Genomic DNA, 12,920 nt, shown 5'->3' on the forward strand with positions numbered 1-12,920 from the left:
GCAATAAAAACGCACAAAGCAACATTGTAGAAGCAAATCGGAAACAACATAGGTTAACTTAACTTACACTTACCGATCGCTTATAAATATTTTGATGTAATGAAACATTCAGACTGAATTAAGCTCTGCTCTATAAATGGAGCTGTCTGATTATTTATACTATTTCAGCAGATATTTATTTTGCATTCCATTGCGGGTATTTATCACTTGTGACATTAAAAAGGCAGGTTATTAAACCTGCCTTTGATGCTTATTTTAATTATTATTTAAATTCGGAAAAATGAAAGCTGCTCTTTCTGCTGTTCAGCTAAACGGGACAACTCATTACTTGCTGTCGCACTCTGACTAATACCCGCAACATTCTGATTGACGATTTCTGACATATTGGAGACATTTCGGTTTATGTCTTGCGTCACCTGGGACTGTTGCTCTGCCGCTGTAGCCACTTGAGTATTCATATCACTGATCTGTACCACAGATTCCGTAATCCCCATCAATGCATCATTGGCCTGATTAGCTAGCAACTGATTTTTCTCTAGCATTTCAAGGCTACTCTGCATACTGTCATTGGCATTTACTGACTGGGACTGTAGCTCTTCAATAATGGTTTGAATTTCTTTGGTTGAGTCCTGCGTGCGCGCCGCAAGCATACGTACTTCATCAGCCACCACAGCAAAACCACGTCCCGATTCTCCGGCACGTGCCGCTTCAATAGCAGCATTCAACGCTAACAAGTTGGTTTGCTCAGAAATGCTACGGATCACTTCGATCACTTTACTGATCTGATCAGACTGTTCCTTCAAGCACGTCACCACATCCGCTGCTTGTGACAAAGTCTGAGTCATTTGGTGGCTAGCCGTATTGCTTTGCTCAAAAATTTCCAAACCTTTGCGTGCAAGTTCATCTGTTTGCTTGGCGGTAGAATCGGCTGTTGTTGCATTGTCACTCACATTATCTGCAGTACTCGACAGTTCATTTACAGCTGAAGCGATCTGATCGATTTCACTTTGTTCCGACTGCGCATTCGCTTCAGATTGCGTCATAACAGAAGCCAACTCTGTTGCCGAAGCCGCAACATTTTCACTAATTCGAATCATCGCGCCAATTGTCGTTTTCAATTGATTGACAGTAATGTTGACATCCGTCCCTAGCTTAGCCAATTCATTGCTGCCATCTTGTTCAGCCTTAACAGTAAGATCACCAATAGCAACTTCGCGCATCACTCTTTGGATCTGAAGAATTGGCGTTACAATTAATCCTGATAGCCACCATGCCACAAATGTTACAGTGAAAAACACTACACTCAGCACCACTGTCACTTTCTTCATCAAAGCGGCATTGATAGATTGGCTGTCATTCATACTTTGTGTGCTGAACTCACTCACTGCTAGTGAAAGCGAATTAATTGCACCAACCATATCATCACCCGCCTTGCGATACTGCGAGATAAATCGAGCGAACTCCTTAGCTGTAACCTCTCCATTTTCTTGGCCTCTGGTCATTTCAACCATTTGCTTTGCCATTTCAAGATACTTATGTACTGAGGATTCAACATGAGAAATTTCATCACTGAACGTTGACTGCTTTTTTAGTAATGTAAATTCATCATTCAAACTGCCGATCTTAGAGTTAATTTCATTTAAAAGTGTGTCTCGGCGAGACGAATCATACATTGCATAAATTGCCGATATCCTTAATGGGTACACCGTATCCAATATAGTCGCTAGCGTGTCTTTATAACCGACTAATGAAATTGTGTTTGAATATAAATTTTCTTGTTCCTCTTCTAAACTTATCTTTGTTGCTGATAGTGCAATAAATAATACTATAACCATTAATAGAACAGGCATCAGTATTTGATAACGTACCGAGATATTCTTTAATGAAAATACCATTTTATTTAACCCTTATTATTCTTTTTAGTACCTAGGTTATTCCTAAAACCGAGGCTTCGACAGGAAGATATGTCCTAAATGCCGCATTGTCTAGCGTTAAAATCAGCAAAAAACAACAAGATGACAACAACCCCCTCCTTTTTACACATACTTATATTCACTATAAAACTCCAAACAAAGAACAAAATGCAAAGCTTTATCGTGAATTTATTGTGTTTTTAGAACATGCATCCTTAGGTGATTACTAATATCTCCCATATTTGTAGAAATATAATGTTCAATAAACATAAGTAATCAAATTAATTGCACACGATGCAATTAAAAAAAACAGTTAATACAACACATTGCACTCACTAGTGACTGCAATGTGGAAGTACAACATGATTCATAGCGAATGCGAGAGTTTGTTCTCCAATAAATAATCGGCATTGCAGAGTTTTGATGTATAAAAAATACATATTTATTAAAGCTTTTCTAGAGTAAATAAAAAGCCACCGATATTATTCGGTGGCTTTTCTTAATGGATGCTCAGATAAAATCAGCAATTAAATTCTAAAAAATGACAATTGTTCTTTCTGCTGTTCAGCTAAACGGGACAACTCATTACTTGCTGTCGCACTCTGACTAATACCCGCAACATTCTGATTGACGATTTCCGACATATTGGAGACATTTCGGTTTATGTCTTGCGTCACCTGAGATTGTTGCTCTGCCGCTGTAGCCACTTGAGTATTCATATCACTGATCTGTACCACAGATTCCGTAATCCCCAGCAAAGCATCATTGGCCTGATTGGCCAACAACTGATTGCGCTCCAGCATCTCAAGGCTACTTTGCATGCTGTCATTGGCATTTACTGACTGGGACTGTAGCTCTTCAATAATGGTCTGAATTTCTTCGGTTGAGTCCTGTGTACGAGCAGCCAGCATACGTACTTCATCCGCCACCACAGCAAAACCACGTCCCGATTCGCCGGCACGTGCCGCTTCGATGGCTGCATTTAATGCCAGCAAATTAGTTTGTTCAGAAATGCTACGGATCACTTCGATCACCTTGCTGATCTGATCAGATTGCTCCTTCAAGCACGTCACCACATCCGCCGCTTTCGCCAACGTTTCAGACATCTGCTGACTAGCCGTATTACTTTGTTCAAAAATATCTAAACCCTGACGAGCAAGATCATCCGTTTGCTTGGCCGTAGAGTCAGCAGCGGTCGCGTTATCACTCACGTTATCTGCAGTGCTCGACAACTCATTCACAGCAGAAACGATCTGATCAATTTCACTTTGTTCCGACTGCGCATTCGCTTCAGATTGAGTCATTACCGACGCGAGTTCTGTTGAAGCTGCAGCCACGTCATCGCTAATTCGCATCATAGAATCAACCATTGCATTTAGCTTACAGACCGTGAGGTTAACATCACTACTCAAATTAGCGATTTCATTCGTTCCATCTTGTTCAGCTTTAGTCGTTAGGTTACCAGTAGCCACTTCACGCATCACAAGTTGCAATTGCACAATTGGATGAACGATTAAACCAGACAACCACCATGCCCCCAGCATTACCACAACGAATATGAAAAGAATCACCATCGTTACAGACGACATTAAACTTGCACTGGCTGCTGCACTGTTTTTCATGCTCCGCGTAGAATATTGATTGACCTTTTGTGACAAGTCATTGATAGCATCAACCATCTCACTACCAACTTCAAGGTACTTAACGATATGCTCATCAAAAGCCTGTTTACTGATATCAACAACTCTTCTTTCACCTAAAGACTTAATCGTATCACGTGAATAATTTATATACTTTTGAATAGAGGATTCAACTAATAAAGTTTCACCTTTAAACTCAGGATGAGAACCCAAAAACTCTAACTCTTTATTTATTGAATCAATATTATTATTCATCTCAACTAAAAAAGAATCACGCTTACTGATATCATATATTGCGTATACAGCTGATATCCTTATCGGATACATCATATCATCAATACTCGCTAGTGAGTCTTTATATTTAATAAGATCTATTGTATCCTTATAGGTAATGCTTTGTTCTTCATCCAATTTTGATTTTGTAATCCATAGAGCTATAAATAAAACAATAGCCATCAAGATTACAGGTAGTAATACTTGTTTGCGCACTGATACGTTTTTCAGTGAAAAAGGCATAATACATATTCCTTGATATATAACATTATTCCATATCTAAATATCTATTAAAGTTATAGTTAAGGCAAATAACAGTGTTATTTATTGCAAAGGTGTATTTTAAAAATGTTCTATAACAGCAATAAGACAAGCACTATCATTTATTTAAATGAAATATTAGATACGAATTCATAAAGCGTTAGCTCAGCTAAAGTATAATTTCACAAAAAACCGCTGTCCATGCGCAAAAGGTATTATAAATCAATAAAATGCTTTGAAAGCAAACTTTTGGATGTTCAATAATTACAAACAGAATATTGCACGGTATAACCTATTTTACATATAGGCTAGTTACCAGATTCCACCTGTTCACAAATACGTCATGTTTGTAAACATTACCCTTCTATTTATTACCTATTTCCAATTACAATATTAATCGAGACTTTTAAATTTAATGACCTATCAATCCACTCATTAATATTTACCAAAATTAAAAAATAAGAAACCAAAAATAAATTTCGCATTATACATATATTATAAGACCATATACCAATAATAAGAATCATTTCATCTTATCAAAACAGCGAATCCTAGTTTCCCTTAAACATCCCAATGAAAAGCAACATCGTTTACCCACTTACTTATGTAATAACTATATTTATATAAGATTAATGAAAACATATTATAATCCACTGTAATACATATAATAAAAAAGGCCCTTTTATTAAGGGCCTTTTATTAAAAATCTATTCGATAAAGATTAGCAGAGATAATACAATTAAATTCTAAAGAATGACAATTGTTCTTTTTGCTGCTCAGCCAAACGTGATAGCTCCGTACTTGCCGTTGCACTTTGGCTTATTCCGGAAACATTCTGGTTCACAATTTCCGACATATTGGAGACATTTCGGTTTATATCTTGTGTAACCTGAGACTGTTCCTCTGCGGCCGTTGCAACTTGAGTGTTCATATCGCTAATCTGTACTACAGATTCCGTAATACCCAACAGTGCATCATTCGCCTGATTAGCTAGCAACTGATTTTTCTCTAGCATTTCAAGGCTACTCTGCATACTGTCATTGGCAGTTACTGACTGGGACTGTAGCTCTTCAATAATCGTCTGGATCTCTTTGGTTGAGTCCTGCGTGCGCGCCGCAAGCATACGAACCTCATCAGCAACGACAGCAAACCCTCGGCCAGATTCACCGGCACGCGCCGCTTCAATAGCCGCATTCAATGCCAGCAAGTTTGTTTGCTCAGAGATACCGCGAATCACCTCAATCACTTTGCTGATCTGCTCAGACTGATCTTTCAGGCAAGTCACAACACCTGCCGCATCTGACAACGTCTGTGACATTTGACGGCTCGCGGCATTGCTTTGTTCAAAAATCTCTAAACCTTGGCGTGCAAGATCATCGGTCTGCTTGGCCGTAGAATCAGCCGCTGTGGCATTATCACTTACGTTATCTGCTGTGCTCGACAATTCGTTTACCGCCGAAGCAATTTGATCAATCTCGTTATGCTCTAGCTGGGCATTGGCTTCTGACTGTGTCATCACCGCCGCCAACTCCGTTGCAGCCGCGGCCACATCCTCACTGATCCGGATCATCGACTCAACAGTACGACTTAATTGATCAATAGTGCTGTTTACATCCTCACTCAATGCCGCCAGTTCATTATCTCCGTCGTGCTCAGCACGCACGGTCAAATTACCACTGGCAACTTCACGCATAACCGTTTGCAACTTCACGATCGGTGTGACGATAAGCCCTGTCAGCCACCAAGCAATCATGATAACAACCGCAAACACTGCAATAATTGCCAACGATGCATTTCTCATCAACGTTGCATTATTTGCATCGCTCTCTGCCATACTCTTGGCGCTGAAGTTGTTTACCTCTGACGACAGAGTATTAATCGCTTCAACCATTGTGTTACCGATAACACGGTACTTAGCTGTATATTCATTGAACACCTTATCGGTGATCTTGCCTGTTTCATGATCAGCAAAGACCCCCATCGCACGGCGTGAGTAGTCGATATAATCCTGAATCGCTTTTTCTACTTTCATCGTCTCATCGCGAAACGCTGGCTCTTTTTCCAAAGAATTAAGCGATTGAATGATAACGCCCGCATTACTATCAAGTTCACGCAAAAACGTTTCACGCTTGCTCTGATCATAGATGGCATACACTGCAGAAATACGCAGTGGGTAAATACTATCATCTACATTCGCTAGTGCGTCTTTGTAGGTGACCAAATCTTGTGTATTGCTATAAATGATATTCTGCTCTGAATCTAATTTTACTTTTGTGGTGTATAGAGCAGCAAATAGAACCACGACCATCAGCATTACTGGTAGCAAAACCTGATAACGCACTGATAGGTTCTTTAGTGAAAATTGCATGTGCGGACCTTACTTATATACGCAAATTGAATCAAAACCCCATCCCTAAGGTTAAGTTAACGGCGCAAATATAGGTTTTGAAGCCCTGCTTGTCCATATTAAACAATGAAAAAAATCAACATCATAAGATTTTTTTGATGTCAAAAAAATGACACTTATGAATAAATTTTTTTAGACTTAAGAAACAGCGTTCTATTTCAATAAGATAGCAGTTATCAATCAAGAACTGGTCAATTGTTAAACATTTATTGCTAACGTCATAGAGTGTTCAATTTTCTGAAACATGACTGTCATATTTCCTGCTTAACCTTTATTTCGTTCATTCGACACCTACTGGCAATAACGCCAAACGCTTAAGGATTAGGAAAATGAAAACACAGGTTATTGGTGCACTAGCCCTCGCTGGTTCTATGGCATTTAACTCAGCGTTCGCAAATGAAACGGTCTCTGTTGTTGGTTCAAGCTCCGTATCACCAATCATGGAAGTTCTCGGTGAAACCTATGCACAATCTCGCAATGTAACGGTTGAAGTACAAGGTCCTGGTTCATCCGCTGGTGTGCGAGCAGCTCATGATGGCTCATCAGATTTCGGTATGAGTTCTCGCGAATTAAAAGAGTCAGAAAAGTCAAATGAAATCAAAGAAGTAGTAATAGCAAGGGATGGTATAGCCGTTGTAGTTCATAACAATAATCCTGTTACGGATCTGTCCAAGGATGAAGTGTCTAAGATCTATAAAGGTGAAATCACTAACTGGAAGCAAGTCGGTGGTGAAGACAAGCCTATCGTTGTTGCAACTCGTGATACCGCATCCGGCACACGCGGTGCTTTTGAAGACATCATGAACCTCAAGAAAAAAATTAATGGCATTAGTGTGTCAGCAATTTCACAGCGCGCACAAGTTGCCAGCGGTAACGGACAGCTAAAAACCATTGTTGCCAACAACCCATTTTCTATCGGCTATATTTCATTAGGATCAGTCGATGCTTCCGTTAAAGCCTTGTCGATCGATAACCACAAACCATCGGTTGAGGCTATCAAGGCCGGTGACTACGGCGTGCAACGTCCATTCTTGGTTGTTTACAAAGAAGGTCGCCCGTCTCCTGCTGCCCTTGATTTTCTAACATGGGTGAAAGGCCCTGAAGGCCAAAAAATTGTCGCTGATAAAGGCTTTATCTCTGTTAAGTAACTGTTGATTCTTTACCTGTCGCGGCCACGTGCCAGCGGCAGGTTTTTAATGATTCCTTGGTATGAACAACAACCTGTTGTCTGTATCTGGAGTAATATGTATGACCATCGCAAACAATATAGAAAACACAGCAAAACAGCCTACGCTGAAAGCCAAAGCAAAAACTGACTGGCGTGAGTTGTTCTTTAAATACCTATTTCTAACCAGTGCCGCGCTAGGTATTCTCTCACTAGTAACTATTGGTTACTTTATTTTCCGTGAAGGTTACGCCGCTTTTGCCGAAGCAGGCGTCACTAACATCGTTCTGGGCAACGACTGGTTACCACCCGCCCTTTACGGTATTGCCCCAATGATTGTCGCCTCGCTGGTATCCACTGCCGGTGCCGTTATTCTGGGTGTACCTGTTGGGGTACTTACGGCCATTTTTATTGCCGAAGTTGCGCCGAAACGACTCGCTAATCTGATCCGCCCGATGATCGAACTGCTTGCCGGTATCCCTTCTGTGGTTTATGGCTTCTTTGGTCTGGTGATCATTGTTCCTCTAATTCAGGATGTATTCTCTGTACCTGCTGGTAACACCATTCTTGCCGGTATCATCGTTCTGTCAGTGATGATCCTGCCAACGGTAATTACCGTTTCGGAAACCTCAATCAGAGCCGTACCACGCAGCTATAAAGAAGGCTCCTATGCGTTGGGCGCATCGCAGATGTTCACCGTCTTCAAGCTACTGGTGCCCGCAGCCCGATCCGGCATTATGACAGGCGTTATCTTAGGGGTTGCCCGCGCCTTGGGTGAAACCATGGCTATCATCATGGTAATGGGTAACTCGCCAGCCATGCCGCAGGGTCTACTGGAATCAGCCCGAACCTTGACTGCCAATATCGCGATTGAAATGTCGTACGCAACCGGCATCCACGCCAGTGCGTTGTATGCCACCGGTATTGTTCTTTTGGTCTTTATCATGATGCTAAACGGCGCGCTTCTTTATCTAAACCGTGAGCGTGCGAGGTAACCACAATGGCTCTACAAGCAACCAATACAAGTAGACAGAAACTCAAAGACAACATTTCCCTCGGCCTTATTTGGACGGCAGCATCTATCACCGTCGGTTTCTTGGTCTGGGTAGTCTGGTACATTCTGAGCAACGGTCTCTCACACGTTAACTGGGAGTTCATTTCTAGCAATTACACCACCATCGGCCAAGAATCAGGTATTTGGCCAATGATTGTTTCAACCCTGTATATGGTAGCCGCCTCAATCGGTGTTGCTGCCCCGCTCGGCATCATGACGGCTATCTACCTGACCGAATATGCAAAAGTTGGTAGCCGTTTGGTAAAAGTGATTCGTTTCTGTACCGAATCGCTGGCCGGTATTCCGTCGATTATCTACGGTCTATTCGGTATGACGTTCTTTGTTGTTGTCATGGGCTTTGGTTACTCAATTTTGTCAGGTGCCCTGACCCTGAGTATCCTGATCCTGCCGGTTATCATCCGTACAACCGAAGAAGCACTAATGGCAGTACCGCAAACTTACCGTGAAGGTTCATACGGTTTGGGTGCATCGAAAATTTACACCATTTGGAGACTGATCCTACCAAGCGCCATGCCGGGTATTGTCACCTCCATCATCCTCAGCGTAGGTCGTGTTATCGGTGAATCAGCACCGGTATTTCTGACCGCAGGTATGGTTGCCCGTATTCCAGAAAGCATGTTCGATTCTGGCCGTACGCTAACCGTCCACCTGTACAAGTTAACTCAGGAGCTTTACACCGTTCACGAATGGAACCAAGCCTATGCAACGGCCACTGTTCTGATCGTTGTCGTGCTCGTGATTAACCTGATTACCAAACTGATTGCAAACCGTTTCAACACTGCGACTTACTAATTGAGGAAGGCTTACCATGAATAAATTCAACATTGAAAATCTGGATCTTTATTACGGCCAGAACCAAGCTCTAAAACAAATTAACCTACCAATCCCTAGCCGTCAGGTTACCGCGCTTATCGGTCCGTCAGGCTGTGGCAAATCAACCCTGCTACGCTGCCTGAACCGAATGAACGATTTGATCGAAGGGGTCAAAATAAACGGCAAGCTAACAATGGATGGCGAAAACGTCTATGGCAATATCGACGTCGCCCAGCTTCGAATCAAAGTCGGGATGGTTTTCCAGAAACCGAACCCGTTCCCGATGAGCATCTACGAGAACATCGCGTATGGTCTGCGCGCTCAGGGCGTCAAGGACAAAAAGGTACTCGATGAGGTTGTTGAGAAATCTCTGCGCGGCGCAGCCCTTTGGGACGAGGTGAAAGATCGCCTGAAATCACACGCCTTTGGGCTTTCTGGCGGTCAGCAGCAACGTCTGTGTATCGCCCGTACAATCGCCATGCAACCCGATGTTATCTTGATGGACGAACCAACATCGGCGCTTGACCCGATTGCGACAAAGAAAATTGAAGATCTGATGGAAAGCCTGAAAAAAGACTTCACCATCGTGATCGTCACCCACTCCATGCAGCAGGCGCGTCGTATCTCGGATCGCACCGCGTTCTTCCTGATGGGCGAGCTTGTCGAACACGACGATACTAATACGCTGTTCAACTCACCGCGTGATGATCGCACCCGTGGCTATGTGAACGGTGACTTTGGCTAACAGTATCACGACGAAGAGCATCCTCAATAACTCACTCGCAGCTTTATACGGATAATAACAGCGATGGTAAACCTTGCCCCCACGTGTTGGGGGCTTTTTTTATTACGGTATTTTCATACCTCTTTTATGCGCTTTTATTTTTGGGTGTGTTATCAACAAAAAACACCAACAATTGATCTATCATTCACTAAAATTAATGATTATTTTGCCAGTTATAGAGGTATACAATGCGCTGGTCTTTACTCTTCCTGCTCCTCTTCTCCCTCACCTGTTTCGCTGAAAACTCTCCAACAGAAACACCCAGCCCAACAGAAACCACCAGCACTGAAGCACCGAAGCCTCTCTCTGAAACAGAGCGTATCATCGGCAACATCGACCAGCTCGATGCCGACCTTGGCGAACTCCTCAGCCAATCCCAGGGCAAAACTGGCACGGAAAAAAATGTCATCGACATGCAGATGCTCAAAAAAAATGAGGAAATCAGAGCAGAACTGCAAAAACTCATTGGGTTGGAAAATGATGAAAACCGGCCTCTAATCATCGAGCTGGTCAATGAACAAGTCGGCTACCTCAATGAAGCCGCCGACTTTCTCTCAAAGCAGATCACGACCAAACAGGCACAGATCGACAGCGCAGAGCCCGAACAAAGGCTGTTGATGGAAAAATCCCTGCAAGAAACCACCAACTTCTACCATCGCATGCTCAAAGAGCAATGGATCAACTTTCAGTGGCTTAACCGTCTTGACGTTCCCAAGCCCAAAGAACAAGCTCAATTGGTTGAAACCGTCCGTCAACGATTGGATTTCATGTCGGCAATGCTCAGTTTTGACAGCCAACAAGAGAGTACGCTGTCAAGCCAGCTGAAAACCGCAGCGGAAGGCGAAAAAGCCACCTTGCAGCTTCAGCAAATTCTTACCCAACGCAAAGTGACCGGGGATATAGAGTCCGTTCAATTTCTTGCTGATCTTGGCAAGGACATGGGGCTAGAGACCACCGAGTACACCAAGCAGCTATTTGAAACCACAGGTAATCTAACCAACGAACTACTTGATGTAAAAGTGATCTTTTCAATCCTGACGGGATGGGTGGGTACAGTAAAAATCTGGCTGGCTGAAAATACGCCGCAGATGCTGTTCAAGCTGTTTATATTCCTGCTGATCGTCTTTATTTTCAAAATCCTCAAAAATATCACCCGCCGTATTGTCACTCGAGCTGTGAGCTCGCCCACCCTGCGCATGTCGCAGCTAATGAAGGACTTCTTCATCTCGATTACAGGCAATATCGTTTTGTGTGTCGGGTTGCTTTTCGCATTGGCCCAAATCGGGTTGGATTTAACCCCCATCCTTACCGGTTTTGGTGTCGCGGGTGTAATTATCGGCTTCGCCTTGCAAGATACCCTGTCTAACTTCGCCTCCGGTATGATGCTGCTTATCTACCGCCCATTCGATGTGGACGACTTTGTCGAGGCAGGCGGCACATCAGGGAAAGTAAGCCATATGAGCCTGGTCAGTACCACTATCAAAACATTCGACAACCAAATCCTCATCGTGCCAAACAGCAAAATCTGGGGCGACACCATCAAGAATATTACCCATGAGCGTGTTCGCCGAGTCGATATGATCTTCGGTATTGGCTATAGCGATGATGTCGAGAAAACCGAAAAAGTACTGAACGAGATCGTCACCGAACACCCTATGGTACTGCGCTCTCCCGAGCCAATGATCAAACTGCATACCCTCAATACCTCATCGGTCGACTTTATCGTCCGCCCTTGGGTAAAAACGGAAGACTACTGGGACGTATACTGGGATGTTACCCGCGAGGTAAAAATGCGCTTCGACCGAGAAGGGATCTCTATCCCATTCCCGCAGCAAGATGTGCATCTGCATATGATTAATACCGACATAGACAAAAAATGACAACCAGCTAACAATATTTTGGTCAGTAAGGTGTAGCATACTATGCTGAATTAAAACGCTTTTCATCGCAGTGCTACCTGTCGTCTTGTGCGCAGAATATCAGCCAGAAAAAAAACTGATATCCAAGAAAGTACAAAGCTGGTATAACTAGCTGAAAGGCATTAAAAACAATGTACAATTAAAATGTGCTTTGCCCAGTTCACATTCAGCATTGCTGTGGTTTACTGGTCTACAAAGCTATTATTCGGGGAATCATACACCATGAAAAAACGTTTTCTTGCTGCCGCTCTTGCGCTTCCAGTAATGCTTGCGGCTTGTTCTACTAACAGTGAGACGACTTCTGTGACTTCAGCATCTGATCTAGCGAGCCACAACTGGGTTCTAACCAAAGTTGATAACAAAGCTCTTGACCTACCAGAACCATTCACTGCACCAAACCTAGAGCTTTCAAACGATCTTGGTGCCAATGGCCATGCGGGTTGTAACCGCTACTTCGGTCAGGCTGAATTTAAAGACGGTCAGCTACGTATTGAAAAAATGGGTATGACGATGATGGCTTGCCCTGAGCCAGCAATGAACATGGAGCAGGTAATGAGCTCTACTCTGCAAACTTGGAGCAAAGCTAGCATCAACGGTAACGAGCTAACGCTTACCGGTGCTGACCACACGCTAACATTCAACCGTGCTCCGGCTACGGCACAATAACGAT

General features: G+C 43.0%; 9 protein-coding genes. 6 read left to right on the top strand and 3 right to left on the bottom strand.

Features of this window, described 5'->3' with window-relative positions; genetic code table 11:
- Positions 1 to 266 precede the first annotated feature (266 nt).
- The 3 genes from ABT56_RS01130 to ABT56_RS01140 all read right to left on the bottom strand — a co-directional run bounded on the left by ABT56_RS01130 (position 267) and on the right by ABT56_RS01140 (position 6,455).
- On the bottom strand, positions 267 to 1,895 hold the full coding sequence (locus ABT56_RS01130) for a methyl-accepting chemotaxis protein (protein ID WP_047877014.1): 1,629 nt from the start codon (positions 1,893 to 1,895) through the stop codon (positions 267 to 269).
- 545 nt (positions 1,896 to 2,440) lie between these two features.
- Positions 2,441 to 4,069 carry a methyl-accepting chemotaxis protein gene (locus ABT56_RS01135; RefSeq protein ID WP_047877015.1) on the bottom strand — a complete coding sequence of 543 codons (1,629 nt, stop codon included), beginning with the start codon at positions 4,067 to 4,069 and terminating at the stop codon, positions 2,441 to 2,443.
- A 757-nt stretch (positions 4,070 to 4,826) separates the two neighbouring features.
- Positions 4,827 to 6,455 carry a methyl-accepting chemotaxis protein gene (locus tag ABT56_RS01140; protein ID WP_047877016.1) on the bottom strand — a complete coding sequence of 543 codons (1,629 nt, stop codon included), beginning with the start codon at positions 6,453 to 6,455 and terminating at the stop codon, positions 4,827 to 4,829.
- A 368-nt stretch (positions 6,456 to 6,823) separates the two neighbouring features.
- Here ABT56_RS01140 and ABT56_RS01145 point away from each other — a divergent pair, with 368 nt between their 5' ends.
- From ABT56_RS01145 to ABT56_RS01170, 6 genes are all read left to right on the top strand, one after another.
- Entirely contained in the window at positions 6,824 to 7,642 is an 819-nt protein-coding gene (locus tag ABT56_RS01145; protein WP_047877017.1) for a phosphate ABC transporter substrate-binding protein, read from the top strand.
- Between the two features lie 100 nt (positions 7,643 to 7,742).
- Positions 7,743 to 8,654: a phosphate ABC transporter permease subunit PstC gene (pstC, locus tag ABT56_RS01150; protein WP_047877018.1), complete on the top strand. Its 912-nt coding sequence runs from the start codon at positions 7,743 to 7,745 to the stop codon at positions 8,652 to 8,654.
- Positions 8,655 to 8,659: 5 nt separating this feature from the next.
- A complete protein-coding gene (pstA, locus tag ABT56_RS01155; RefSeq protein WP_047877019.1) occupies positions 8,660 to 9,526 on the top strand; it encodes a phosphate ABC transporter permease PstA in 867 nt (288 codons plus the stop codon).
- Between the two features lie 16 nt (positions 9,527 to 9,542).
- Complete coding sequence (gene pstB, locus ABT56_RS01160; RefSeq protein WP_047877020.1) at positions 9,543 to 10,292, top strand: phosphate ABC transporter ATP-binding protein PstB; 750 nt, start codon at positions 9,543 to 9,545, stop codon at positions 10,290 to 10,292.
- Between the two features lie 227 nt (positions 10,293 to 10,519).
- Positions 10,520 to 12,211, top strand: coding sequence for a mechanosensitive ion channel family protein (locus ABT56_RS01165; RefSeq protein ID WP_047877021.1), 1,692 nt, complete (start codon positions 10,520 to 10,522; stop codon positions 12,209 to 12,211).
- Positions 12,212 to 12,472: 261 nt separating this feature from the next.
- On the top strand, positions 12,473 to 12,916 hold the full coding sequence (locus ABT56_RS01170; RefSeq protein WP_047877484.1) for an META domain-containing protein: 444 nt from the start codon (positions 12,473 to 12,475) through the stop codon (positions 12,914 to 12,916).
- The last annotated feature ends 4 nt before the right edge of the window (positions 12,917 to 12,920 follow it).

Source organism: Photobacterium aquae, from assembly GCF_001029445.1.
In the GTDB taxonomy this organism is placed as follows: Bacteria; Pseudomonadota; Gammaproteobacteria; order Enterobacterales; family Vibrionaceae; genus Photobacterium; species Photobacterium aquae.